This is a genomic window from Sporosarcina beigongshangi (assembly GCF_033485195.1).
Taxonomy (GTDB): Bacteria; Bacillota; Bacilli; order Bacillales_A; family Planococcaceae; genus Sporosarcina; species Sporosarcina beigongshangi.
This window is the reverse complement of the sequence record NZ_JAWLIR010000002.1, coordinates 39447-65197: the sequence shown is the minus strand read 5'-3', so window position 1 is coordinate 65197 and position 25751 is coordinate 39447. Positions and strand designations below refer to the sequence as shown.

31 protein-coding genes are annotated in these 25751 nt (G+C 41.1%); 20 read left to right on the top strand and 11 right to left on the bottom strand.

Going from position 1 to position 25751, the window contains the following annotated elements; translation table 11 throughout:
• Positions 1 to 49: 49 nt before the first annotated feature.
• The 3 genes from cccA to R2B77_RS00840 all read left to right on the top strand — a co-directional run bounded on the left by cccA (position 50) and on the right by R2B77_RS00840 (position 2340).
• Entirely contained in the window at positions 50 to 409 is a 360-nt protein-coding gene (cccA, locus tag R2B77_RS00850; RefSeq protein WP_203246892.1) for a cytochrome c550, read from the top strand.
• 117 nt (positions 410 to 526) lie between these two features.
• Positions 527 to 1225: a tRNA (adenine(22)-N(1))-methyltransferase gene (locus R2B77_RS00845; RefSeq protein ID WP_203246893.1), complete on the top strand. Its 699-nt coding sequence runs from the start codon at positions 527 to 529 to the stop codon at positions 1223 to 1225.
• Positions 1222 to 2340 (top strand): Nif3-like dinuclear metal center hexameric protein, encoded by a 1119-nt coding sequence (locus R2B77_RS00840; RefSeq protein ID WP_203246894.1) that lies wholly within the window; start codon positions 1222 to 1224, stop codon positions 2338 to 2340. Before R2B77_RS00845 ends, R2B77_RS00840 begins: the two co-directional genes overlap by 4 nt.
• 47 nt (positions 2341 to 2387) lie before the next feature.
• On the opposite strand, the gene R2B77_RS00835 is transcribed toward R2B77_RS00840, so the two are convergent.
• Positions 2388 to 3365, bottom strand: coding sequence for a 4-hydroxy-3-methylbut-2-enyl diphosphate reductase (locus R2B77_RS00835; protein ID WP_203246895.1), 978 nt, complete (start codon positions 3363 to 3365; stop codon positions 2388 to 2390).
• Between the two features lie 198 nt (positions 3366 to 3563).
• The gene (gene vrrA / locus R2B77_RS00830; RefSeq protein ID WP_203246896.1) at positions 3564 to 3998 is read right to left on the bottom strand and encodes a VrrA/YqfQ family protein; all 435 of its coding nucleotides are present in this window, start codon (positions 3996 to 3998) and stop codon (positions 3564 to 3566) included.
• A gap of 113 nt (positions 3999 to 4111) precedes the next feature.
• Here vrrA and R2B77_RS00825 point away from each other — a divergent pair, with 113 nt between their 5' ends.
• Positions 4112 to 5416, top strand: coding sequence for a DEAD/DEAH box helicase (locus R2B77_RS00825; protein WP_203246897.1), 1305 nt, complete (start codon positions 4112 to 4114; stop codon positions 5414 to 5416).
• A complete protein-coding gene (locus R2B77_RS00820) occupies positions 5403 to 6311 on the top strand; it encodes a deoxyribonuclease IV (RefSeq protein ID WP_203246898.1) in 909 nt (302 codons plus the stop codon). Before R2B77_RS00825 ends, R2B77_RS00820 begins: the two co-directional genes overlap by 14 nt.
• Before the next feature lie 47 nt (positions 6312 to 6358).
• Here the strand turns inward: R2B77_RS00820 and R2B77_RS00815 are convergent, their stop codons facing one another.
• On the bottom strand, positions 6359 to 6607 hold the full coding sequence (locus R2B77_RS00815; protein ID WP_203246899.1) for a hypothetical protein: 249 nt from the start codon (positions 6605 to 6607) through the stop codon (positions 6359 to 6361).
• A gap of 100 nt (positions 6608 to 6707) precedes the next feature.
• On the opposite strand from R2B77_RS00815, the gene R2B77_RS00810 reads away from it, so the two are divergent.
• Genes R2B77_RS00810 through R2B77_RS00800 form a run of 3 tightly spaced genes read left to right on the top strand, consistent with a single transcriptional unit; the run spans position 6708 to position 8754 of the window.
• Complete coding sequence (locus tag R2B77_RS00810; protein ID WP_203246900.1) at positions 6708 to 7478, top strand: metal ABC transporter ATP-binding protein; 771 nt, start codon at positions 6708 to 6710, stop codon at positions 7476 to 7478.
• On the top strand, positions 7475 to 8341 hold the full coding sequence (locus R2B77_RS00805) for a metal ABC transporter permease (protein WP_203246901.1): 867 nt from the start codon (positions 7475 to 7477) through the stop codon (positions 8339 to 8341). The genes R2B77_RS00810 and R2B77_RS00805 overlap by 4 nt, the downstream gene beginning before the upstream one ends.
• Positions 8338 to 8754, top strand: coding sequence for a Fur family transcriptional regulator (locus tag R2B77_RS00800; RefSeq protein ID WP_203246902.1), 417 nt, complete (start codon positions 8338 to 8340; stop codon positions 8752 to 8754). The genes R2B77_RS00805 and R2B77_RS00800 overlap by 4 nt, the downstream gene beginning before the upstream one ends.
• 42 nt (positions 8755 to 8796) lie before the next feature.
• On the opposite strand, the gene R2B77_RS00795 is transcribed toward R2B77_RS00800, so the two are convergent.
• From R2B77_RS00795 to R2B77_RS00780, 4 genes are all read right to left on the bottom strand, one after another.
• A complete protein-coding gene (locus tag R2B77_RS00795) occupies positions 8797 to 9384 on the bottom strand; it encodes a 5' nucleotidase, NT5C type (RefSeq protein WP_203246903.1) in 588 nt (195 codons plus the stop codon).
• Complete coding sequence (ispG, locus tag R2B77_RS00790) at positions 9381 to 10505, bottom strand: flavodoxin-dependent (E)-4-hydroxy-3-methylbut-2-enyl-diphosphate synthase (RefSeq protein ID WP_322555617.1); 1125 nt, start codon at positions 10503 to 10505, stop codon at positions 9381 to 9383. Before ispG ends, R2B77_RS00795 begins: the two co-directional genes overlap by 4 nt.
• An 82-nt stretch (positions 10506 to 10587) precedes the next feature.
• Positions 10588 to 10935, bottom strand: a complete 348-nt coding sequence (locus tag R2B77_RS00785; protein WP_203246904.1) for a hypothetical protein — start codon at positions 10933 to 10935, stop codon at positions 10588 to 10590.
• A gap of 45 nt (positions 10936 to 10980) precedes the next feature.
• Positions 10981 to 11484, bottom strand: a complete 504-nt coding sequence (locus tag R2B77_RS00780; protein ID WP_203246905.1) for a DUF1189 family protein — start codon at positions 11482 to 11484, stop codon at positions 10981 to 10983.
• A gap of 201 nt (positions 11485 to 11685) precedes the next feature.
• Here R2B77_RS00780 and R2B77_RS00775 point away from each other — a divergent pair, with 201 nt between their 5' ends.
• From R2B77_RS00775 to R2B77_RS00760, 4 genes are all read left to right on the top strand, one after another.
• Positions 11686 to 13317 carry a Na/Pi cotransporter family protein gene (locus R2B77_RS00775; RefSeq protein WP_212391268.1) on the top strand — a complete coding sequence of 544 codons (1632 nt, stop codon included), beginning with the start codon at positions 11686 to 11688 and terminating at the stop codon, positions 13315 to 13317.
• Positions 13318 to 13329: 12 nt separating this feature from the next.
• The gene (locus tag R2B77_RS00770) at positions 13330 to 13812 is read left to right on the top strand and encodes a DUF456 domain-containing protein (RefSeq protein WP_203246906.1); all 483 of its coding nucleotides are present in this window, start codon (positions 13330 to 13332) and stop codon (positions 13810 to 13812) included.
• 96 nt (positions 13813 to 13908) lie between these two features.
• Positions 13909 to 14511 (top strand): superoxide dismutase, encoded by a 603-nt coding sequence (locus R2B77_RS00765; RefSeq protein WP_203246907.1) that lies wholly within the window; start codon positions 13909 to 13911, stop codon positions 14509 to 14511.
• 109 nt (positions 14512 to 14620) lie between these two features.
• Positions 14621 to 16774: a peptidoglycan D,D-transpeptidase FtsI family protein gene (locus tag R2B77_RS00760; RefSeq protein ID WP_203246908.1), complete on the top strand. Its 2154-nt coding sequence runs from the start codon at positions 14621 to 14623 to the stop codon at positions 16772 to 16774.
• 30 nt (positions 16775 to 16804) lie between these two features.
• On the opposite strand, the gene R2B77_RS00755 is transcribed toward R2B77_RS00760, so the two are convergent.
• Together R2B77_RS00755 and R2B77_RS00750 are read right to left on the bottom strand one after the other, a co-directional pair.
• On the bottom strand, positions 16805 to 17254 hold the full coding sequence (locus R2B77_RS00755; protein ID WP_322555616.1) for a hypothetical protein: 450 nt from the start codon (positions 17252 to 17254) through the stop codon (positions 16805 to 16807).
• Positions 17251 to 17625 (bottom strand): hypothetical protein, encoded by a 375-nt coding sequence (locus tag R2B77_RS00750; protein ID WP_203246910.1) that lies wholly within the window; start codon positions 17623 to 17625, stop codon positions 17251 to 17253. Before R2B77_RS00750 ends, R2B77_RS00755 begins: the two co-directional genes overlap by 4 nt.
• Before the next feature lie 169 nt (positions 17626 to 17794).
• On the opposite strand from R2B77_RS00750, the gene rpmG reads away from it, so the two are divergent.
• From rpmG to R2B77_RS00725, 5 genes are all read left to right on the top strand, one after another.
• The gene (rpmG, locus tag R2B77_RS00745; protein WP_179391711.1) at positions 17795 to 17944 is read left to right on the top strand and encodes a 50S ribosomal protein L33; all 150 of its coding nucleotides are present in this window, start codon (positions 17795 to 17797) and stop codon (positions 17942 to 17944) included.
• A gap of 109 nt (positions 17945 to 18053) precedes the next feature.
• Positions 18054 to 18629: a 5-formyltetrahydrofolate cyclo-ligase gene (locus R2B77_RS00740; RefSeq protein ID WP_203246911.1), complete on the top strand. Its 576-nt coding sequence runs from the start codon at positions 18054 to 18056 to the stop codon at positions 18627 to 18629.
• A gap of 2 nt (positions 18630 to 18631) precedes the next feature.
• Entirely contained in the window at positions 18632 to 18826 is a 195-nt protein-coding gene (locus R2B77_RS00735) for a YqgQ family protein (protein ID WP_212391270.1), read from the top strand.
• A 119-nt stretch (positions 18827 to 18945) separates the two neighbouring features.
• Complete coding sequence (locus R2B77_RS00730) at positions 18946 to 20850, top strand: LTA synthase family protein (protein ID WP_203246913.1); 1905 nt, start codon at positions 18946 to 18948, stop codon at positions 20848 to 20850.
• Positions 20851 to 20919: 69 nt separating this feature from the next.
• Positions 20920 to 22023, top strand: coding sequence for a YqgU-like beta propeller domain-containing protein (locus tag R2B77_RS00725; RefSeq protein WP_203246914.1), 1104 nt, complete (start codon positions 20920 to 20922; stop codon positions 22021 to 22023).
• Between the two features lie 54 nt (positions 22024 to 22077).
• On the opposite strand, the gene R2B77_RS00720 is transcribed toward R2B77_RS00725, so the two are convergent.
• Positions 22078 to 22254, bottom strand: coding sequence for a DUF2759 domain-containing protein (locus R2B77_RS00720; protein WP_203246915.1), 177 nt, complete (start codon positions 22252 to 22254; stop codon positions 22078 to 22080).
• Between the two features lie 208 nt (positions 22255 to 22462).
• On the opposite strand from R2B77_RS00720, the gene R2B77_RS00715 reads away from it, so the two are divergent.
• A complete protein-coding gene (locus tag R2B77_RS00715) occupies positions 22463 to 23101 on the top strand; it encodes an MBL fold metallo-hydrolase (RefSeq protein ID WP_203246916.1) in 639 nt (212 codons plus the stop codon).
• Between the two features lie 49 nt (positions 23102 to 23150).
• Here R2B77_RS00715 and R2B77_RS00710 read toward each other — a convergent pair whose 3' ends face one another.
• Complete coding sequence (locus R2B77_RS00710; protein WP_203246917.1) at positions 23151 to 23390, bottom strand: DUF2626 family protein; 240 nt, start codon at positions 23388 to 23390, stop codon at positions 23151 to 23153.
• Positions 23391 to 23691: 301 nt separating this feature from the next.
• On the opposite strand from R2B77_RS00710, the gene comGA reads away from it, so the two are divergent.
• Both comGA and comGB read left to right on the top strand, forming a co-directional pair.
• The gene (gene comGA, locus R2B77_RS00705; protein WP_203246918.1) at positions 23692 to 24699 is read left to right on the top strand and encodes a competence type IV pilus ATPase ComGA; all 1008 of its coding nucleotides are present in this window, start codon (positions 23692 to 23694) and stop codon (positions 24697 to 24699) included.
• Positions 24692 to 25747 carry a competence type IV pilus assembly protein ComGB gene (gene comGB / locus R2B77_RS00700; RefSeq protein WP_203246919.1) on the top strand — a complete coding sequence of 352 codons (1056 nt, stop codon included), beginning with the start codon at positions 24692 to 24694 and terminating at the stop codon, positions 25745 to 25747. The genes comGA and comGB overlap by 8 nt, the downstream gene beginning before the upstream one ends.
• Positions 25748 to 25751: the final 4 nt, after the last annotated feature.

Below are 25751 nucleotides of genomic sequence, written 5' to 3'. Positions count from 1 at the left end.
GTGCACTGTATCCGATACAGTATCAATTTAAATGAAGGAGGTAATATCAATGGGTAAAAATCCAATAGTACCTTATATCCTAATTTTCGCGCTTGGACTTGGTCTTATTTTCTTTATGTCCCTTTATGGACTTGATCAACAAAAAGAAATCGCAAATGAGGGTGACGAAGGTAAAACTGAAGATGTAGCAGCTGAGTTCGATCCTGAAGTTGCAATTGGTAAATGTATTGGCTGTCATGGTGGAGATCTAACGGGCAATAGTGGGCCAGCTTTAGTCGGCACTACTCTTTCCAAAGACGAAATCAAGGACATCATTCTAAATGGTACGACTGGTGGAATGCCAGGAGGTATGATTAAGGAAGATGCTGAGCTTGATGCAATGGCAGACTATATTCTATCACTTAAATAATTCGATATGTGCAAGAGCTGTCAGTCAGCAGAAGAACTCTGTCGACTGACAGCTTTTTTCTATTGACTAAAATGGTACACTATTGACTATATACTAACAGTGAAAGGTGAGGATAATGTGAACACAGTACGTTTATCAACTCGATTGGCTACGGTTGCTTCTTTTGTCGAAACAGGGTCTGTTGTTGCAGATATTGGAAGTGATCATGCCTATTTGCCTTGCTTCCTTGTTCATAATGGAATTATTAATCGGGCAATTGCGGGGGAGGTTGTCAAGGGACCATATGAATCTGCAATCCGAAACGTTCGACGTGAAGGGCTCTCATCTGCGGTAACTGTAAGATTGGCGAATGGATTGCTTGCGATTGAAGAAGGTGACGAGGTCGACACCGTGACAATCGCAGGGATGGGTGGACCACTTATCGCCAACATTTTGGAAAGTGGAAAAAGTCGACTTTACGGAGTTAAGCGTATCATTGCGCAGCCGAATATTTATGCGAAAGCAATACGTGAATGGGCGATTGCGAATGAATGGCTCATAATTGAAGAGATGATTTTGAAGGAAGATGGAAAAATATATGAAATCATTGTTTTGGAAAAAGGAGTAGCTACATACAACGAACTGGAACTACTCGTTGGACCTTTCTTACTTCAATCTAAATCAGCTGTCTTTTTGGAAAAATGGCAGAAAGAATTGGAGGAATGGCAACGCGTGCTAGTCTCTCTGGAACAGGCAGAGCAAACAGCTACAATTGAAGCGCGGAAGAATGAGCTTATAAGGCATATCGACTTTGTTGGAAAGGTGTTGGCAACATGAAAAATGTAAATGGACATGAAATCATTAACCTTTTCGAGCAATGGTCTCCAAAACGTTTTGCTATGGAGGGGGACCCTGTAGGTCTTCATATCGGCCAATTAAATTGCTCGGTAGAAAAAGTACTTATCACATTGGATGTCAATGAGGAAGTAATTGATGAGGCGATTCGAAGTGGTGCCAATCTTATTATTGCTCATCATCCACCCCTTTTCAGACCGTTGAAAAACTTAGTAACGGATACGCCCCAAGGAAGAATGATTGAGAAATGCGTAAAAAACGATATTGCTGTTTATGCGGCACATACCAATTTAGACGTCGCTCCTGGTGGTGTCAATGATATGCTCGCTGAAAAGCTAGGGTTACTTGATACAGTAGTTGTTGAACCGACCTTCTCCGAGCCTTTGTACAAACTTGTTATTTTTAGCCCAGTCACGCATACAGATGATCTTAGGAAGGCATTGGCACAGGCGGGGGCAGGTGCAATTGGCGATTACACTGGATGTAGCTTTAGCTCTACGGGGACAGGTCGTTTTACGCCAGTTGAAGGGGCTGAACCGTATATTGGGGAAGTGGGAAAAGGTGGGGAAGTCCATGAAGAAAAAATTGAAGTTGTTCTGCCGGGTACGATTCGCAATAAAGTGCTAAAGGCTATGCTGATGGCACATCCTTATGAAGAACCAGCGTATGATTTTTTTGTCCTCGATCAGCGGACCAATGAATACGGTCTCGGTCGCATAGGTAAACTGGAGGAAAAAACGACGGTTGCACAGTTTGCTGAACATGTAAAACAGGTATTCGGTGTGCCAGCCCTACGTTTTGTCGGTAATCCAAATAAGCAAATTCAAAAAGTTGCAGTACTAGGTGGCGATGGCAATAAATATATCGGTGCTGCCAAAAGAGCCGGTGCAGATGTGTTGGTCACAGGGGATTTATATTACCATGTGGCACATGACGCAGAGGCGATGGGACTTGCTGTCATAGATCCGGGGCATAATATTGAAAAAGTAATGATTGCAGGTGTTGCAGATTATATGCAGGATGCATGTGCAAAAGCGGGGTACAATGTAAAGTTCATTGAATCGGCAGTTATTACAGAACCATTTCAATTTATTTAACCTACTAAAAAAAGGACCGACCTCCCAGAAATGGAGGTCGGTTCATTTTATGTTGTCGCGTATGGTTCAATACGATCAACAGGTGTTGGGTTTTTAATTTTGGGTAGAATTTTTTCCAATGCGAATTTGCGCTCTGGGTGATGTGTCGAAGGATCTTCTACATCGAATTTCTCTAGAAAGGCAATAACCTCACGTACAATCAATGTTGGTGTGGAAGCGCCAGCAGTAACTGATACCGTTTCAACGCCCGTTAGCCAACTAACATCGAGCTCAGACACATCAGAAATACGGTACGAAGGTGTGTCCGCAATTTCAACGGATACTTGTGTGAGGCGGTTTGAGTTATTACTTTTCGGATCGCCGACGACAATGAGAAGGTCGGATTGACCGGCTTGTTCGGCAACGGCTTCCTGTCTAACTTGAGTCGCCATGCAAATTTCCTTATGCACTTCGATATGTGGATACTTCACTTTGAGAGCATCCATAATATGAATGACATCCCATTGACTCATCGTCGTTTGGTTCGTGACGAGTAACTTGCTATTATTGACGTTTAAGCTTTCAACATCTTCTAATGTTTCAATTAGGTGAACGGCATGAGGTGCTACTCCGATTGCACCCTCAGGCTCAGGGTGATATTTTTTACCGATGTAAACAATATCATAGCCTTCCTCCGTCTTTTCCTCAATTAAATCATGTGTAACAGTAACATCTGGACAAGTTGCATCGATAGAAACAAGTCCCTTTCTTTTCGCCAGCTCACGTACTTCAGGTGATACACCGTGTGCTGTGAAAATAACGGTACCCGTCTCGACTTTCTCCAGAATTTCCAAACGATTTTCACCGTCGAGTGTGATGATACCGTCTTCTTCAAAAGCATCCGTCACATGCTTATTATGAACAATCATCCCTAATATATAGATGGGTCTCGGCAAAGTTTTGTCGAGTGCCGCATTTCTTGCGATAATCATTGCATCGACAACCCCGTAGCAATACCCTCTAGGGGAAATCTTCAACACTTTCATATATTGTCACTCCTCTAAATAGGATCTATCATCTATTATAGCTGAGTTTTTGAGTAGATTCAATTTCGCCGCAGTGAAATTGCGTCCAAATTTCGAATTGTGTTGGCGAAAATCAAAATCTGTGATCTCGACCGGAGACAAACTTGAAAGAGTAAGGAGCTTGAACTCCTTACTCTTTCAAGTTCAAAATTATAAAATTTAAGGTTGGAAAATGCGAGGAATGGATGCACCGACTGAGCCACTTGCTGCTGACGAAGCACTAGAAGCCGCCCCAGCACTGGCCACTGCTGATCCAGCCGCTGGGAGGCCTTGGAAACCTTTGTACAGTCTCCACATCGCAGGCAAATTTTGAACCATAGGTGCGAATTGTTGAACCATAGGTGCAAATTGTTGTGCGGTATTTAAAAACTGGTTGGCGGTTTGCATATAAGATTCCATCTTTGAAGGACCTTGTTGTTGACCCGGACCGCCAAGCGGATTATTTATTTGATTTCCCATTGGACTACCGTTTTGCATGGGGGGAGCAGGCATCTGCATTGGGTTCATTTGTGGAGGCAACCCGAAGCCCGTTTGTCCCATGGACGGTGGCGTGGCTGGCTGTTGCACGAACGGATAAAAGGATTCGTACCTCATCATATTCTCCTTTCAATTAATCAGAATGAACTTTCACATTGTATACTATGCGAAAATCGCATACGGCGGAACAGAATCATGTTATAATATGACTACGATTAGGAGGAACAACAATGTCTAAATTTACTGATTATCAATTTAAACCGTTTATTCGGGAAGCTATCGGGAGGCTCGGCTTTGAAAACCCGACACCGATTCAAAAAGAAATGATTCCACTCATCCTGAAAGGGACGAATGCAATTGGACAAGCTCATACAGGAACAGGGAAATCTCACAGCTTTCTTATTCCTGTATTGGAAAGGACAGATACCACTGTCGATGAATTACAAGCAGTGATTTCAGCACCAACGAGAGAGCTGGCAACACAATTATTTGATGAGCTTGTTAAAATGACGCAAGGGACTGATGTACGTAGCTCACTGCTAATTGGTGGAACTGACAAGCAACGTTCGATAGGGAAGTTGAAAGCGAATCCGCATATTGTCGTCGGAACACCGGGGCGTATTAGTGATATGGCTGAAAATGGAGCACTTGCTATCCATACAGCAAAAATATTAGTCATTGACGAAGCAGACCTCGCGTTTGATATGGGCTTTATCGAGGATATCGACAAGTTTGCATCGAAAATGCCTACAGATCTTGAAATGTACGTATTCTCTGCAACGATTCCTGAAAAGTTAAAGCCGTTTTTGAATAAATACATGGAAACGCCTGTTCATGTGAAAATCGGTGAACGTAAGCCGTTGACAGAAGGAATGCGTTACTCACTTGTACCTGTCCGCAGTATGAATAAAAGGAAAAAGCTACTGCACGTCATTGAAGCTGTCAACCCTTATTTGGCAATTATCTTCACAAATACACGTCAAAATGCAGATGGATTAGCTGCTTATCTCGCTGAAAATGGCATTAAAGCAGGGAAGATTCACGGTGATCTAACACCACGTGAGCGAACGCGTATGATGAAGCAAATTCGTGATTTGGAATACCAATATATCGTAGCGACAGATCTTGCAGCGCGCGGTATTGATATTCCAGGCGTGAGTCATGTTATCAACTTCGAACTACCTGACGAACTGGAGTTTTTCATCCACCGTGTGGGACGTACAGCGCGTGCTGGCCTTGAAGGAACTGCCATTACATTGTACGAGCCATCCGAGGATGATAAGATTGTTAAAATTGAGAAGCTGGGTATTCCGTTTATTCACGAAGATGTGAAAAACGGTGAGTGGGTTGAAGTAAAAGAGCGTCATGCGAGACGTAACCGTATAAAAGAAGAGGATGATATTGATCGCAAAGCAACATCATTCGTTCGAAAACCAGCAAAGGTCAAGCCAGGCTATAAAAAGAAAATGGCACAGGAAGTCGAACGTTTTAAAAAGCGTGAAAGGAGATTGACACGAAAAAATGACAAACGATAAACCATTATTGCTAGGCTCTCACGTCTCGATGAGTGGCAGTAAAATGCTACTCGGCTCAAGTGAAGAAGCCGCAAGCTATGGAGCGAGTACTTTTATGATTTACACAGGGGCACCTCAGAACACGCGGAGGAAGCCCATTGAAGACTTAAATATTGAGGCGGGGCAGCTGCATATGAAGGACAAAGGATTGTCAAATATCGTTGTCCATGCGCCGTATATTATTAATATTGCAAACACGTTAAAGCCGGAAACATTTGAGCTAGGGGTTACTTTTTTACAAAAGGAAATTGAACGGACGGCTGCGCTCGGTATCAATCAAATCGTTTTGCACCCAGGCGCTCATGTTGGAGCAGGCGTGGATTTGGGAATTGCTAAAATTGTCGAAGGGCTGAATGAGGTGCTTTCTCAAGATTACCCGGTGCGTATTGCGCTGGAAACGATGGCGGGTAAAGGGACTGAATGTGGTCGGAACTTTGATGAGATTGCCAAAATTATTGACGGTGTAAAACATAACGAACGGTTATCCGTCTGTTTTGATACGTGTCACGTCCATGATGCGGGCTATGATATCGTTGGTGACTTTGAAGGCGTTTTGAATGAGTTCGATAAAATCGTTGGACTGGACAGAATTTCTGTCATTCACGTCAATGACAGTAAAAATGAACGGGGAGCGATGAAGGACCGTCATGAGAACATCGGATTCGGCCATATCGGCTTTGAACCACTATCTTATATCGTTCATCATCCGAAGTTCCAAGCCGTTCCTAAAATCTTAGAAACACCTTTTATTGGTGCGGATCCTAAAAAGAAATCGGCACCATATAAAATTGAAATCGATATGTTGAAGGCGAAAACATTTCAACCCGAAAAAATTGATCAATTAAGAGCTGAATAATGAGAAACCCGTCTGCAAGTGTAAATCGTACATGCAGACGGGCATTATCATTTTGTCATATCTAAATACTTTTGGAAAATCATTTCGGTTTTTTGATTGCCAATGACTCTTCTAATTTTACTAATAAATGATTCAGGAACTCCTGTGAACAACCAGCGGAAAGAAATGTCCTCTAGTAAAGGGCGGAGTGCTTTGATTTCTGAAATTGATAGTTCCACACCATATTGCCTCGCAAGAAGTCTAACATCTTCATCACTTCTCATTTTCATTTCATTCAATAGATATGCATAATCCATCTAACCACCATCCTTCTTAAAAGGTTGTATCCTTTCGCTCAATCGTTTATACTTTGACGAGTGAATCGTAATCGTTACTGTTAAGGGGAAGGATAGCAAAATGACAACTACAATTATTCAATTGGACGATGTAAGCTTTAGTTATGAGCAATCAATCGCCCTTGATCATATTTCCCTCCGAGTGGGGGAAGGGGAGTTTTGGGCACTCATTGGCCCGAATGGTTCTGGTAAATCGACGCTTATTAATATTATTCTCGGTCTTTTGAAACCAGCGAGCGGGTCAGTGAAGTTATTTGGTGAGGATATGGAAAAATTTAACCATCGTGAACGGATTGGCTATGTGTCGCAGAAATCGAATTCATTCAACTCTGGTTTCCCGGCAACTGTGCTTGAAGTTGTGCGTAGTGGTTTGACGCGAAAAGTAGGTTTATTTAAAAGTTTTTCGAAGGAAAATGAGCAACAGGCATTAGAAGCACTTCAGATTGTTGGAATGGAGAAATTTGCAAAGCAGAATATCGGTCAATTATCTGGCGGCCAGCAGCAGCGTATCTTCATTGCACGGGCGCTAGCGGGTAAGCCGGACCTGCTCATAATGGATGAGCCAACGGTAGGAATTGATCAGCAAAATGTTGCATCGTTCTATTCTATGCTCAATACGCTGAATCGTGAGCATGGCATTGCCATTGTACTCGTGACACATGAAATTGACCTGGTCACTGATTTGGCGACACATGTAGCCTGTCTCAATCGGACGATTCATTTTCACGGTGTGCAAGCAGCCTATAAAAATATGGAAGACCAAGATGTTTCGAGATGGTATGGCCATCCTGTGCGGCGCATTCACCAGCAAGCGGCGGAGGTGGAGCAATGATTAGCGCAATTTTATCATATGAATTTCTGCAAAATGCATTTCTATCTGGTTTGATCATTGGCATCATTGCTCCACTGCTTGGCTTGTTTATCGTCGTTAGGCGTTTGGCGCTTATTGCGGATGCGCTAAGCCATGTAGCGTTGGCGGGTATTGCTGGCAGTCTATACTTAAGTCAGCAAGTGCTGTTTTTTGCTGCGTTGAATCCGGTGTATCTTGGAATCGCTTCGGCGGTCGGAGGCTCATTGCTTATTGAAAAATTGAGAGGTGCTTATCGGCATTATGAAGAACTCGCTATACCGGTCATTTTATCTGCAGGGATTGGACTCGGTGCGATTTTTATTTCGTTATCAAAAGGCTTTGGTTCTGATTTGATTGGTTATTTGTTTGGCTCGGTGTCGGCAGTGAGTAGACAGGATCTTGTCATTGTCATTGTTATCGCAATCATTGTCATTGCTTACATCCGTTTTTTATATAAAGAATTGTTTGCTTTGTCGTTTGACCAGGATTATGCCAAAGTGTCTGGTGTGAACTCACGTTACATCCAGATGGTCTTTATGATTATTACAGCACTCGTGATAGGGGCTTCGATGCGCATTGTCGGGATTTTGCTTGTATCTTCGCTCATGACGATTCCAGTTGCAGCGGCTATGCAGCTGGCGAAAAGCTTCAAAGGGGCGATTATCTACTCGATTGTATTTGGGGAAACGGCAGTCATTGTTGGACTCGTGACAGCCTATTATTTAGATATTGCTCCTGGAGGAACAATTGTCGTTACGTCTATCATAATTTTGTTACTCGTTCTCGTTTGGAATAAATTACGGGCCGGTTACAATGCTCGTGCTGTGAAGGAGGGAATTGTATGACACCCGATGAGGCATGGCGTATACTGCAAGACAAGCAATTTAAACGCACGAAAAATCGAGAAACGATTCTTCAGTTTTTCTCAGAAAATGATCGTTATTTAACAGCAGCAGAAGTACGAGGTTTTATGGAACAAGATAATCCAGGCATTAGTTTCGATACGATTTATAGGAATCTCACGACCTTTGCAGAACTCGGAATTTTGGAGGAAACAGATTTGACGGGAGAACGTCATTTCCGGATGCAATGCGAGCCTGGCGTTCATCATCATCACTTCATCTGTACAGCTTGCGGTAAGACACGCAGTATTCCGCATTGTCCGATGGAAATGATTGCAGTTAATTTACCGGATTATGAAGTTGAAGGTCATAAGTTTGAGATTTATGGTAAATGTCCGTTATGTGTGGCGAATTAAAAATGGTGTGGCACTCTAGTTAGTAGAGTGTCACACCATTTTTTATTTCAATACAGCTTGTTCAATCGGAAACAATTTCTTAATCCAGTCATTCGCTTCTTGCCAGTCATTGACACGAATAACACCTTCGGGAATAGGCTCTCGATTATACGGTGTATCGAATAGAATGACAGGGATATTAAGTTCTTCATGAATTTCCACGGCATTGTCATGCTTGTCTTCAAAAAAAGCATGGACGCCAAATTTTTTCGCTGTTGCAATCTTATGATGACTGCCGACAAGTTCGATATGGTCGTACGGAATTTCTTCACGTTTGAACCAATCTACCGTGGCATCCCAAACCTGTGGACCGCGGGCGGAAATATAAAACAATTCGAACTGTGCATGCCAGTCATCCAATATTTTCTTAGCATAGGCTTGTGCAGGAGAAGTACTGTAAATATGTGCTTCTGCCCCTGTATACCACTGCCAGAAAACATCTTTATCGACTGGGAATGCCTCAGTCAAGTCATATTTTGTAATATCGTCAAGTACAAGATTACAGCCGAATTGTTCATTAATATGCGGTAACAGGGAAGTAGGGCATGTCACCGTACCGTCGATGTCAATGCCGAAACGGATATCTCTCATTCCGTTTTTCCTGCTTGAAGCAATAATTCTTCCTGGCGTTTCTTTTCAAAATATTCTTCAGCAAGTTTATCAATTTCAATCTTCAGTTCATCAACCATCGTTGCTTCAGGCACTTTACGAACGATTTCACCTTTCATAAAGAGTAAACCTTCGCCGCGCGCGCCGGCAATACCGATATCCGCTTCGCGTGCTTCGCCTGGTCCGTTGACTGCACAGCCGAGCACCGCGACTTTCAGAGGTGCTTTGATATGTGAAATATACTCTTCAACTTCATTGGCAATGGCAATGAGGTCGATTTCAATGCGTCCACAAGTAGGGCAAGAAATAAGTGTTGCCGCATTGGAGGACAGACCGAATATTTTTAACAATTCACGTGCAACTTTGATTTCCTGAACAGGGTCCGCGCTCAACGAAACACGCATTGTGTTACCGATACCAGCTGACAAAAGTGTTCCGAGACCTGCTGCGCTCTTAATTGATCCTGCAAACAGTGTACCAGATTCGGTAATTCCCAAGTGTAATGGATAATCGAAGGCAGCTGCGGCTTTCTGATAAGCCTCTACTGCCAAATTGACATCAGATGCTTTTAAAGACACGATGATGTCATGAAAATCAAGGTCTTCCAATATTTTAATATGGTGAAGCGCACTTTCTACCATTCCATCTGCAGTCGGATAGCCGTACTTTTCAAGAATTTTTTTCTCGAGTGATCCAGCATTGACACCGATTCGAATCGGAATACCTTTTGCTTTTGCAGCATTGACAACGGCTTCAACTTTCGCCTGTCTTCCAATATTACCTGGATTAATGCGAATTTTATCCGCCCCTTGCTCAATGGCGATTAGCGCAAGTTTGTAATCGAAATGAATGTCGACGACAAGCGGGATATTAATTCGTTCTTTAATAGCCCTGATTGAGTAGGCAGCCCGCTCATCTGGACATGCAACGCGAACGATTTGGCATCCAGCTTCCTCTAAACGCAAGATTTCTGCAACTGTAGCTTCGACGTCGTGCGTCTTGGTTGTCGTCATACTTTGGATGAAAAGCTCATCGCTTCCACCGATCGTCAAATTACCGACGCGGACCTTACGTGTGTTTGCTCTGTTTATCATTGGTTTCATTTATTTCTCTCCTTAAAATGTCTAGACCTTATTACTATATCTATTTTAACAATCAACATAGTAAAAAGACAAGGGACAGCCCTTATCTAATGGATTCAGTACAATTGCTACTTGGGATACGTGAAAGAGGAAGGTCGATTTTCTCGCCCGCAAAAAGCTGCTGGTTTTGAAGATGCGGATTGAGGGCATAAAAAGAATGTAATCTATCTAGAAAGCCTATATGTGGGTCAGGATAGAGTGCAAACAACGTCTCAATCGTATCTCCAACGACTGTTGTTACTGGAATAGAAGTGGCTGTAAGTTGTTCCTCACAAGGTACAGGCTCTTCCTCACGAATGAAGGAAGAAAGTGAAATGGTCCCTTCTACGAGGTCCATTCGAATGACGTGAAAGGCTATGAATAATAGTAAGGCAAGTAGTAGAACTCTCATGGTAATCCCCTCCTTCGTCACTATATGCACTAGAAAGGGAAGTATTCATTTTGCTAGCTTCGGGTAATGCTTCGCCGCGCTGGCAACATAGCCTACATGGATGAGCGAAGTGATAAACATGTTGTAATCGCTCATGAATGGAAAGAATTCCAGTGCAATGGTTGCGAGAATGGGAACTGTCACTGCGATAGCCGAAGTGTTCCACATAAAGCGATATTCTCCTCGTCTTTTCATCAGTCGCAGTAAAACGACACCGATATAGGCGAAAATACTAATACGTAGAAAAATATAAAGAGTGCTAATGACTAATTGTAGGATGAAAGCGATTGGATAGATAAGTCCGCCAACCAATTGACCTTGTTCTAGTAGCTCCGGGGATGCCTCGAACAATACAGTATCTCCTGCGATATAACGGACAAAAGAAATGACTGTAAAGAGTGTTATGAATAAGAACACGTATTGGAATACCTTACCGATTTTTAGCAAACGGAATGCGGCTAGTTTTTTCGGTTCATATATAGATGCTTTAAAAATTTGATGGAATTTCATATGTATCATCTCCTCTACTAGAAATAGTTTATCATTTTCTTTACAAAGAGTCGTCAAGTATAAATTTGGCGGTGCGATGTTATTTGTAAAGCGATTGTTAAGATAATGTAAAGATTGAGTCGTTTCTATTTACAATTCGTTGATGTTATCGACATAATAGGAAGCTATTATACATAAAGAATGATGGAGGTTGACTGCGTAATGGAGGTAAACTGGCAGGAAATGCTGTTCCAGTTTTTAGGCGGACTAGGGATATTCTTATTCGCAATAAAGTATATGGGAGATGGGCTTCAAAAGACAGCGGGCGATCGGCTTAGAAGCATTCTAGATCGCTTCACGACAAACCCATTTATGGGCGTGCTCGTCGGGATTATCGTTACAGTACTTATTCAATCGAGTTCTGGAACGACTGTTATTACTGTGGGACTTGTTAGTGCAGGCTTTATGACACTGCGCCAAGCGATTGGTGTTATTATGGGTGCTAATATTGGGACAACCATCACAGCATTTATCATTGGGCTTGATGTCGGGGCATATGCACTTCCAATCATGGCAGTTGGGGCATTCCTTATTTTCTTCATCAAAAAAAGTCGAGTTAAAAATATTGGAGAAGTCATTTTTGGATTTGGTGGACTGTTCCTCGGGCTCGAATTGATGAGTGGAGGCATGAAACCATTACGGGAACTAGAAACCTTTACAGATATGATGGTTTCGATGAGTGACCAACCGATGCTTGGTGTAGTTGTCGGAACAGTCTTTACACTGATTGTCCAAAGTTCTAGCGCCACTGTTGGGATATTACAAGGTTTGTACGCTGAAAATCTTGTCAATTTGGACGGTGCGTTGCCGATTCTTTTCGGAGATAATATCGGGACGACGATTACAGCGGTGCTGGCGTCCATTGGTGCTTCGGTTGCAGCAAAACGAGCGGCGGCAACGCATGTTCTCTTCAATGTTGTGGGGACAGTTATATTCTTGCTGCTACTTGTACCGTTCACTGCCTATGTTGAATGGTTGTCAGGAGTTCTAGCGCTTGAAAATAAAATGCAAATTGCCTTTGCACACGGTTCCTTTAACATAGCCAATACAATTATCCAGTTTCCACTAATCGGAGCATGGGCCTGGTTAGTGACCAAAGTGATTCCGGGTGAAGACGTGACAATTGAATATAAGCCAAAGCATTTAGATCCGCATTTCATTGATCAGTCACCAGCCGTTGCAATTGGCCAAGCAAAAGAAGAAATTGTTCGCATGGGTGAGTTCAGTGTACAAGGGATGCAGGAGTCATTTGAATACTTGAAGACAGGCAATAAAAAACATGCTGAAAGAGCAAGTCAGATTGAAGATGCCATCAATAATCTAGATCGAAAAATCACGGATTATTTGATTGGAATTTCTTCTGCAAGTCTTTCACCGATTGAATCTGCACGTCATGTGATGCTCATGGACTCGGTACGAGATATTGAACGAATCGGAGATCATTTCGAAAACATTCTCGAGCTCATCGATTTCCGCGATATTAACCGTGTGAAATTAACGGAAGATGCAATGGAAGAGCTAACAGAGATGTTCACCTTGACGATTGAAACGGTTCAAAAAGCAGTAGATTCTCTCAATCTGAATGATATGGGATTAGCGAGAACTGTTGCTGAACAAGAAGACTTAATTGATAAAATGGAACGTAAATTTAGAAAAACGCATATTTTACGACTTACTGAAGGTCGTTGCAGCGTGCAATCAGGTATGGTCTTTGTCGATATCATCTCGAACTTAGAGCGTATAGGTGACCATGCAGTAAATATCGCTGAAGCGATTTTAGGAAATAGAGGATAAGGAGTTGAGTTGATGGAAATGATAGGCTGGATTGCTGCAATCGTTTTGTTCATCATTGCTTTTGCCGGACTTGTGTATCCAATCATTCCATCGGCTCTGTTTTTAGTAGGCGGTTTTCTCCTTTATGGTTGGATTCACACTTTCGACGGGATGAATGTTTTCTTTTGGATTATCCAAGTATTATTCGTTGTTTTGTTATTTGGTGCGGATACCTTGTCCAATTTAGTCGGAGTAAAGAAATTTGGTGGCTCGAAGGCGGGCATGTGGGGCAGTACAATAGGTCTGCTGCTCGGTCCGTTCGTCATTCCTGTCGCGGGTATTTTAATCGGCCCCTTTTTGGGAGCTGTCATTGCAGAACTAATTGTTACGCGCTCCGATGTGAAACAATCATTCAAAACAGGTATCGGTTCGCTCGTTGGATTTTTAACGTCAGTCGTGACAAAAGGCTTTATCATGGTTGTGATGATTGTGATTTTTATCCTCTTTGTTCGGTGAAAGTTCACAAATAGTACATTTTATTTGAACGCTTTTTACAATTTTGATAATGTTGAAGTGTAGGATAATTTTTTAATTCACTAGGAGGAATTGACAATGGCTTACCAACTACCTGAACTACCTTACGCATACGATGCATTAGAACCACATTTTGACAAAGAAACGATGAATATTCACCACACAAAACACCATAACGCATACGTAACGAACTTGAATAACGCACTTGCAGGAAACGAAGAGCTTCTAAGCAAGTCAATTGAAGACCTAATCGCAAACCTTGATGCAGTTCCTGAAGCGGCACGTACGGCTGTCCGTAATAACGGTGGCGGCCACGCAAACCACTCACTATTCTGGGAACAACTTTCTGCTGATGGTGGTGGACAACCAACTGGCGCACTTGCTGAAGCAATTGATAAAAAATTCGGCAGCTTTGACGCATTCAAAGAAGAGTTCGCAAAAGCGGGCGCTACTCGTTTTGGATCAGGCTGGGCTTGGTTATCACTGAACAATGGAGAGCTAGAAGTTACTTCTACGCCAAACCAAGATTCACCAATCATGGAAGGCAATACACCACTTCTAGGACTTGATGTTTGGGAGCACGCGTATTACTTACACTACCAAAACCGCCGTCCTGACTACATCGCTGCATTCTGGAACGTAGTAAACTGGGATGAAGTTGCAAAACGTTTCGGTAAATAATGAATCAATACACGTAATAATGGAACAAAGCACAGACCTTGAACGTCAAGGTCTGTGCTTTTTCTTTTTTTGGTGTTATAATTCATGATTGAAGAAGGAGGGAGATAATTTGAAAAAGCAGGTGCATAAAGCTGATCAAGCGAAAATACGCCAACGAAAACATATTGCATTTCGTATGAACTTCCTATTCTTTTCAATTTTCGTTCTTTTTTCAATGCTTATTTTTCGATTAGGCTACTTACAAATTGTCAAAGGGGAAGATTATAGTCGTGAGCTTGAGAAGACAGAAGAGCATACTGTCAATACAAGCATACCTAGAGGTAGATTGTTTGATCGGTTAGGAACCGTCATGGTGGACAATGAACCCCAAAATGCCATTACGTACACAAAAACGACTTCGACAAGCTCTGCTGATATGCTGAAAGTTGCTCAAGAGCTTGCAGGCTTAATTGAGCAAGATACGAAAAGAGTCACGCTAGGTGATAAAAGAGACTTCTGGATTTTGAATAATCCAGAAGAAGCAGATGCGAAAGTATCAAAAGAAGAAGAGAAAGCGATTGCTGAAGATGGAACACCGTCACGCACGGAAGTCCAGCGTGCAGTGAATAGACTGACGCGAGAGCGTGTGACAGATAAGGAAATTAATTCTTTTACAGAGGACGAGCTAGAAGTGCTTGCCATATACAGAGAAATGATGTCAGGATATGCGTACTCGCCACAAATCGTCAAAAGTGGTAATGTCACGGAAGAAGAGTTTGCGTCCGTTTCCGAACGGCTTGGTGAGCCTGAGCTATTGGGAGTTAACACGACAACGGATTGGGATCGGGTGAAAAAATCGACCAATGCGATTCTTGGTACAACATCAACCCCAATTGAAGGGATTCCGAATTCACGCAGGGACTATTTTTTGGCTAGAGATTATGCAAGAAATGACCGTGTTGGTAAAAGTTATTTTGAGCAATACTATGAGGAACTACTAAAAGGTCAAAAAACGATAATGAAAAATATTAAAGACCGTAGTGGACGAATTGTTGAAACGAAAACAATTAAAGAAGGAGAACCTGGCAAGGACCTTGTGCTAACAATTGATAGCGAGCTACAACTGGCAATCGAAGATATTGTATCCGAGAAATTATTGGAATTGAAAGCGGGTCCGAATGCACAGGAGTTGGACAGGGCGTTCTTTGTGATGATGAATCCGAATAACGGTGAAGTCCTGTCGCTTGTTGGCAAACAAGTAATCAAAAATAAGGATACAGGGAAATTTGAAATACGGGATTATACGTATGGCACATTTACTTCTTCCTATGAAGCTGGATCGACAGTGAAGTTGGCGACTTTGCTCACTGGCTATCAGGAAGGCGCTGCACGTATCGGAGAAGTGAAAATTGATGAACCGCTTAAAATCGGTGGAATTTATAAAAGATCACTTTTTAATCAATTTGGCAGGGTGCGGGTAAATGATATCGAAGCAATTGGGAAATCTTCAAACGTTTACATGTTCAGGATTGCGATCGCAATGGGAAAAGGAAATTATAGATTTGGAGAGGCAATGAGAATCGATAAAACAGCTTTTGATAGATTCCGTCAATCGTTTTCTTCGTTTGGTCTAGGAACAAAGACGGGTATTGATTTACCAGGTGAGATAGCTGGGTATCCTGGAAAGGATACATTGACAGGCTTATTACTAGACTTTTCTATTGGACAGTACGATACGTATACACCCCTTCAGCTTGCGCAATATGTTTCGACGATTGCCAATGGCGGATACCGTATTGCGCCTAAAGTATTAAAAGAAATACGTGAGCCTTCCGAAGATGGGGAAATTTTCGGGCCATTAATTCAGGAAACAGGGGTTACGATTTTAAATCGTATTGCGAATACAGATGCGGAGATTGAACAAGTGAAGCGCGGGATGCAATATGTATATGGTCCATCCGGGACGGCAAGAAACATGTTTGCTGGCAAAGCGTATGACGGAGCAGGAAAAACAGGTACTGCGCAATCGTTTAGTAATGGCTATGAGACCATCAATCTATCTCATGTAGGTTATGCTCCCTATGAAAATCCGGAAATTGCCTACGCTTGGGTCATTCCACATGTATCCACAAATCCAAGCAAACCCCAAATTGGTGCACAGAATGATGTCACTAAGCAAGCTGTGGATAAATATTTTGAGTTGAAAGCAAGCAGGGCAAAAGTAAATGAAACCACTGTTACGCAGCCAATTATAAAGGCAGTTGACAAAGAGGTTGAAAAATAAAAATAAGGAAGCCGCGTGGCTTCCTTATTTTTATTTAGTAATTTTTTTTGCGATTGTTTGGAGATCCATTGAGGAATCTAGCTGATACTCACCAATCTGAATCTTGCCGGCTAGTCCGTTATCTGAAAGATAATCATCGAATGCTTTGGCGTCCTGGATAATGCCTAAACTTTCGAGGGTAGCAGCAACGAGAGTAGAAGTTGAACCACTTTCAATGATTAGAATCTGTTCATTCAAATCCTCATCGCCTTCAACGACTTCAGGTTCAACTTTGTCATCAGTTTTCTCAGTGGAAGACTTCGTTTGGGCGATAGCTAGCTCTTCTTTCGTTTTAGCTAGCTCACTTTTCAACTTACTTATTTCTTCTTTGAATTGCAGTGCATCTGGATTAGCAGCTTCTTGATTATCCGGAGTGAAATATAAAATCCCGCCTGCTAAAATACAGCTAGCTCCGAGCGTACGCAGTATATCTCGCATCATGTTGTCACACCTTTCGAATGTAAAACAGTGATGACCTCCTCATTGGATAGGGAGGAGCGCTTGGCGATTTCATTGACGGAATAACCTTGCGAATGGAGTGATAGGATTTGACTAATAATGATATTGTGAATGGGCTTTGCTTTTGGTTGTGCAGTCATTTTCCGTTTGTTTACGGAAGGCATTGGTTGTGCGTTAATCATTAACTCTTCTTCCACAATGCGAATTCTTTTTTTCAAACCGTTCGTTTCCTCATGAAGACTCATTGAAACTTTTTCCAATTCATCTGCGTATTTGTTAGAAAAATTTCCGACGAAAAAGGAAGCAATGACGCTTATAAGTCCGATGATGAGTAGGATCATTGAAATGTCCATTTCTCCACTCCTTTGATGAATCAATTTGTTTTCATTTTACCATAGACAAGTCATTTAGGAAATTTCAATCTTTTTACTAGACAAATCTAGGTTATGTGATACACTTGATAAGTCGTATAAATCATGCTCATAATAAATTTTATATTCCTGATGAGTGGGAGGGACAATAATGCGCGTAAATATTACACTTGCTTGCACAGAATGCGGTGAGCGCAACTATATTTCAAAGAAAAACAAACGTAACAATCCGGAACGTATTGAAATGAAAAAATACTGCTCACGTGAAAAGAAACAAACTTTGCACCGTGAAACGAAATAATTGCTCAGGCCAAAACCTTCACCGGTTTTGGTTTTTTCATTGCTACACTCAGGACAACAATGCAGGACCCTACATTTTTTTAGTTTTTAGAACCGAAAGGGGATTACCGATGACTAAAAAAGTAATGAGGAACCAAGTGCTAGCGCTTATGAATAATATGAATCGTGATGAACATAAAGAATTATCGTTGGCCATTGTCAATCGTCTGATTCAAACAGCTGAATTTCATGATGCTGAGACAATTGGACTGACGCTCTCCCGATTTCCAGAAGTGGATACAAGACCACTTATTGAAGCGGCGTGGGAAGCAGGTAAAAGAGTTACGGTGCCCAAATGCATAAAAGAAACGCGTGATATGGATTTTCGTCTCATCACGTCATATACTCATCTAGAAACAGTTTATATGGATCTATTAGAACCGATCGTCGTTGAAACGGTCGCGGTTGAAAAGGATTCGATTGATTTACAAATTGTACCGGGAGTTGTATTTTCAAACGAAGGGTATCGAATTGGTTTTGGTGGCGGTTATTATGACCGCTATTTAGCTGATTATAATGGACATAGGCTATCTTTGGCATTTGACTGTCAAATTAATGGGCTAGTTCCCGTGAAAAGTCATGACATACCCGTCCATAAAATAATTACAGTAACAGGAGAAATAGTTTGTCAGGAAAATGAGGTTTGAACATGAAAGATTATTTTGGCGTCCTTCAATTGTTGAAACGTTACGGAATATATATTTACACCGGTAATCGAAGTGACGATATTGAAATGGTACTATCAGAAGTGAAGGATTTGTATGATAACGGGCTTCTCATGCAGGAGGATTATTTACAAGCAATACTTATTCTGCGTAACGAGTCAGCTGGACTATGCGAATAGTCCTACATTTATAGTTCTTTTTAACTTTTCTACTGCCATAATGAAACTTTTTGTCAATCATACCGTCTATTATATAGTGCAGTTTAAAGCAGTAATTATTTTTGAAAGGGAGAGATGGAATGAAGAACATAGTATGGCCCAAACATTCCGTACTCATCATCGCAATTATCGCAACTTGGCTTACAACGTATTTCGGCTATTTAACCAGCTTCAATATGAAAATTGATAATCTGATGCAGGAATTCATTCTTTTTTTGAATCCGCTAAGTTTCCTTTTATTTGTTTATGGCCTTGCGCTATTCATGAAGAGTACGAAAAGACGTAATATCTATCTACTGTCAGTAAGTGCAATCACTTCAGTTATTATGTTTAGTAATGCAGTATTCTATAGATTTTTTAATGATTTCATTACAATACCTGTATTATTTCAAACGAGTAACTTCGGAGATTTATCTTCCTCGGTAACCGCCAACTTACATTTGACGGATATTTTCTTTTTCACGGATGTTCTCATTGTCTATTTGGCGATTCGCTATATTCCAGAAGGACAACGGAGTGACCAACGTGGAAAAATTGCGAGAAAAATTTATTTTGTCGTAACGGCTATCGTGATGATGGTCAATTTAGGACTTGCAGAAATGGAAAGACCCCAACTACTTACACGTAGCTTTGATAGAGAGCTTCTTGTAAAAAATATTGGTACCTATAACTATCATATTTATGATTTGTTCATCCAATCAAAATCGCATGCGCAACGTGCACTTGCGGATGGCAGTGAATTAGTAGAAGTAGGGAACTATATTAATGCGAATTACGCTGCTCCTAACCCAGAAATGTACGGACTTGCGAAAGGTCGCAATATCATTGCCATCTCGCTTGAATCCTTGCAGTCTTTCGTTATTAATGAAGAGATGGATGGACACGTTATTACGCCATTCCTGAATGAGTTGACAAAGGATCCTGATACATTCTATTTCTCTGACTTTTATCACCAGACAGGACTTGGAAAAACTTCAGATTCTGAATTTATTCTTGAAAACTCGTTGTATCCAAGAAACGGCAGTGCGGTATTTTTCACGCATAGTGGAAATAAATATCAATCAATGGCCGCGCAACTTGGAGAAGAAGGCTACTTCACAAATGTAATGCATGCCAATAACCGAAGCTTCTGGAACCGTGATATTATGTACGGGGCTCTTGGAATTGATAAGTATTATGATCTTGAAAGTTATGTAGTCGGTGAAGGCGAAGCTGTTAACTGGGGAATGAAGGATATTCCGTTTTTCAATCAATCGGTTGAATTGATGAAAGATATGCCGCAGCCATTTTATTCAAGGTTGATTACATTGACGAATCATCACCCATTTGATTTAGATGAAGAAGATAAGCTTATTCCAGAATATACGTCTAACTCGAACACGTTAAATAAATACTTCCAAGCAGTTAGGTATATGGATGAGGCAATTAAGGTTCTTTTTGAGGACTTGAAAGCAAGTGGACTTTATGACAACTCAATCATTGTTATGTATGGAGACCATTATGGTATTTCGGAAAATCATAACAAAGCAATGGGGATGTATTTAGATAAGGAAATTACTCCTTATGATAATGCAAAATTACAGCGAGTTCCTTTGTATATCCATATTCCTGGTTACGGTGAAGGGAAAACGATTGATGAAGTGGCGGGACAAGTGGACTTAAGACCAACGATTCTTCATTTGATGGGAATTGATACAAAAGAAGATATGCAATTAGGTGCGGATATCTTTTCTCCAGACCACGAACCGTTTGCTATTTTCCGTGATGGGCGTTTTGTAACGGATAAGGTCGTTTTCACACAGGATGTTTGCTATGACACTGAGACTGGTGAAGAAGTGGATCCTGCAGCATGTGAATCATATATAGAACGTGCATCTACAGAGTTAAACTATTCAGATATGATTATTAATGGGGATTTACTCAGATTTAAGGAACAACAAGATTTTGAGAAATCTCCAATGAAAATAGGTCAACAGACTGAATAAAGAGGTTCTGCACGGGACTTTCCGTGCAGCCTTTTTTAACTTAATTCAATAGAGGATGGAGGTGGCATCATGAAAATGAGATTGATCACTTCCTGCCTTACAGTTCTGCTTCTGACAGGCTGCGTAGCGAAGGTGATAGATGACGGTGTAGAAGAAAATCCGGTAGATAACGAGCTAACAGAACAAATAGATGAAGTTGAAAATGCACAACAAAAAGTATTGACTGCTGATCCAGCGAAATTCCATTTTGTTGCAGATTGGCTAACGGATACAGAAATTGTCTATGTAGAAAAAAATGAAGGTTTTTATAATGTGAATAGTTTTGACTTAACGACAGGTAAAGTAACTACATTGTATGAAGAGCAGTCTATTATCGTAGATGTCCTCATCCACCCCTCGAAAAAATTTCTATTACTACATACAAGTGATAATTCAACCTCTGCAACGATTAAGATCTTATCGACAGATGGTATTTTACAAAATGAGGTTGAAGTTTCCTCTACAGAGTTGGAGATTGAGTGGAATGATTTAGATTCCACACTTCTTATCCTTACTGCCTTTTATGAAGATTGGACTTTTGATCTTTTTCTATTTGAAGGTGCAGAATCCGAATTGAGTTTGCTTCCAATAGATGATCCATTTCCTAAATGGTTTGGGAAAGAACAAATTATCATTGGTAATATAGAAGATCATGCGTTAGATGGAAGTGAACTTTCTCTTTTTAACCCGAAAACCAAGGAGTGGACCGATTTAGCTACGCAGGGCATTATTTATTTCGATACATACGAACAATCGTTATTGACTGTAACGATGAGTGCGTCAGGGGATGCGCAATACAAGCTATCCGATTTGGATGGAGCTGTACAGTCAGAATGGACATTACCTGCTGTTAGTAATTATTCCGAATGGGTCGTTCCCGAAGTGAACTGGTCATCCAATGAAACGGTCTTTTTACGAGCACCAGAAATAGGTGGGCAATTGGACGAATTAAGCTCTCCGTTTCGCCTAATTCGGGTAAAGGACGGGCAACAACAAGTGGTAAGTGAAGACGTCGCAACAGGCTTTCTACGCTGCTCAGCCTCTGGGGCAACTTGCATCACGGACTCTTCGGCAACAACAATCACGAATGTTGAGACGGGAGAACAAAGAATTTGGTTAGATTTAATTAATTAAAAAAATAACATCATTCTTTGTTTACGCAAAGAATGATGTTATTTTTTAATTAGCTTATAGTGTTGGTGGGTAACCTTGAAAAACGATTGTTGCAATTGTAAAGCCTCCAAAAATGACGGCAGCTCCAAGGTTGAAAACAATACTTAGAACATTACGCTCTTTGAACGCTTGGACTGTACCAACGACCGCTAGAATTGCGATAAGTCCGAAAATAACCATTAATAAGTTCATTGGGTAGACACTCCTTTCATATAGGAACTTCTGTTCAAATAGGGCTCAAGTCATGAGCGATACAGAAGTTAGCATTACACCGAAGCGTTATTTATTAATATTCCTCTTCTATTGTACTGTTTATCAGTAATTTTGTCGAGGTAAATAAGTGACGATTATTTGAAATCGTATTTCAAGTTGCGTAGTATATTTGATGGAGGTGAGATCGATGTTGAAGATTAATACATATCCGCTCGGACCCATTCAGACAAATTGTTATATCATCCAGGATGAAGCAGGAAATTGCTTGATTATCGATCCGGGTGAGGAAAGTGGCCGTATTATTCGTAAAATTATGAGCCAAGAGTTGACGCCCGTTGCTATTTTATTAACGCACGCTCATTTTGATCATATTGGTGCAGTGGACAGCATACGGGATCGCTTCAGCATACCAGTTTATCTTCATGAGGAAGAGAGTGAGTGGCTGTCGGACCCTAAATTGAATGGCTCTGCCAAATATCCTAATTTTCCTAATGTATCCAATCGTCAGGCGGATCAGCTTATTTCGCGGGAAGGTTTAATGGAGGTCGGTCCATTTACATTCGAAGTACGACATACGCCTGGTCATTCACCGGGGAGCGTGTCTTTTATTTTTGAGGACGCTCGTTTTGCTGTTGTAGGCGATACATTGTTCAAACGCAGTGTAGGTAGAACGGATCTACCAGGGGGCAATACGGGAATTTTACTCGATTCGATTCATACTAAGTTATTGACACTTGATGATGACTTTATTATTTATCCCGGACATGATTCATCGACAACACCTGGAGATGAAAAAGATTCAAATCCTTATTTGAATGGCTTCTAAATATGAAAACAAAAAAACAGCCCAAGTGGCTGTTTTTTTGTATGTACGATTAGTGCATACCTTGTACGTGAATGAATGTTGTATAGTAGCTGAATCCAACCATGAAAACAGTTAGGTATGCTCCAAAAATATACATATACATACGTTCTGAAAGGTTCAAAAACCCAAGTAGTAAGAAGAATACAGTGCTCGCAACAAAAATAAGTGAGGCAGGTAGCATGTCTCCAATGAAGAACATAACTGCGAAAATACCTGTCCACCAGCCCATTAACTTAAACATATTATCCATGTGTGCGTCCCTCCTTAATAAAACATTACAATAAGCTCCCATTCATTATAAAGGATAACGTCAGTAGAAGTAAACTCAAATCGTTATTTCATTGTGACAAAGAAGTGTATAAGATGAAAACTATTTTGAAATCTGAAATTTACTGCATAAAACAGTGTCAAATTTCAGATATGGTCCCTTTCGAGTAAGACACAATTCGGCTTTTGGGAAAAGTATTCCATATTTTAACCATCCATCGTATACTTTGTCGTAAGGTGGAAAGTGGTCTTCCATCTTTAAACTTGAAAAAGAGGGGTGTTCCATGAATAGAAATGATAACGTCGTCGAACAGAAGAGTTTTCAACTTCTAGAAACGGCCATCCAATATGATGCAAGTGATATCCATCTTGTACCGATGAGAGAAGGATATGAGGTGTTATTTAAAAAGAATGCTAGGCTCGACCGAACCGGTTCATTACCCCCACAGTTGGCGAGTCGAATGATTTCATTTTACAAATTCCTTTCCTCACTTGATATAAGCGATAAACGCAAACCCCAAAGCGGCTCTTTTCATAAACGAATGCAAGAAGAGAATTTTTCTTTCCGAGTGTCCACGATTCCATCTATTCAGATGAAAGAAAGTGTAGTCATTCGCCTGCAAAGACATGATCGGATTACATCACTCGACGAACTATGTATCGAGCAGGAGTGGTCGGAAAGCTTACGGCGGGCTGTGTCAAAGCAACAAGGGCTCATCTTGCTAACTGGTCCGACTGGCTGCGGAAAAACCACCACCATTTACTCACTAACGGCCTACTGCACTAATCAACTTGAGCGTCATGTTATTACATTAGAAGATCCTGTAGAAAATAATCATGCCCATTTGTTGCAGATTCAAGTGAATGAACAATCGGGGATGACGTACTCGGCAGGTCTGAAGGCGATTTTACGTCATTCGCCCGATGTTATTATGATTGGCGAAATTCGTGACAGTGAAACAGCAAAAATAGCAGTTCAGGCAGCTCTGACAGGACATTTAGTGCTCACTTCTGTTCATTCCAAAGATCCTGCGGGCTGTTTTTACAGAATGATGGATTTTGGAGTTTCTGCTGAAGAATTAAGGCAGACGATTATTTGTATTTCAGCCCAACGTCTAATCCAAAGAGCATCGGGAGAGATGGGTGCGGTATTCGAAATTATTCAAGGGGATCACCTCGACAACATGGCAGATTCGATTATTAAGGGAGAGAGAGTGGTGGTACCAGAACATCTTCAAGTGGAATCACTTATCCACAAATATGGTCCTAAAACAGTGATGCGAAATGGTTAAGTTTGTAAAGAAGTCAGTATTTCAGAAAAAGGACAAACTTCAAAATCAACCAGCGTTCCTCGATAGGCTTGCTGTCTTATTGCAAGAAGGGTACACATTTTATGAGAGTATTGTGTTGCTATTGCCCCATCATATGAAAAAGTATGAGTCGACATTGGTTGTGATTCATGAAGATTTAAAGAAAGGACTTGGGGTGACGTCTATTTTGAGGCGATTAGGATTTTCGTCTGCTATGCTCTTGCCTGTTGCCATCGCAGAATTGGATGGACGGTTGGCGCTAGCAATGAAAGGGATGGCACAGCGTCTAAGGGGAAAAGAAGAAAAACAGAAGAAGTTAAAAAATCTTTTAGCCTACCCGATGATTCTATTTATGTTTGTTGGAGCGCTACTCATTGCTTTTCGACGTTTCTTTTTGCCGAATATAGAAATGCTAGCATTTACAAGGTCAAGTGAGTCAAAGGGATTTCTTTCTTCCCTACCTTCTATTGTGACAAAAATACCCGACGTTGCTGTCCTGTTTGTAATTTCCTTGGCATTACTGACGTTAATAGCCTTCTTTGTGTACAACAAATTTGAGCCGAAAACTAAAATTCGGACGATGATATCTTTACCGATTGTAGGTACACTTTTCACTATGATTAAAACACGTGATTTCGCGAGTGAACTTGGTAGTTTGTTGGAGTCTGGACTTTCGATGCAAGATGCATTAGATATTTTGGTGGATCAGCGATTGGACAGGGTGCTCAGTGAAATTGCTGGCAATGTGAGAGAGCTGGTAATTTATGGAGAGTCATTTGATATAGCAACTCAGTTGACAGAAGGATTGACAAACCAATTAGCAGCATTTGCGAAGCACGGAGCAAATAGTGGCTATTTAGCAAAAGAATTAGTCATCTACAGTGAACATTTAGGGGAAGAAATCGATAAAAAATTAGCAAAGGCGTTAACTATGCTACAACCAGCTCTGTTTTGCATTATTGCAGTTTGTATTTTAGCAGCATATTTAGCTTTGCTACTACCTGTTTACGGCTTGATGGATAAATTATGAAAGG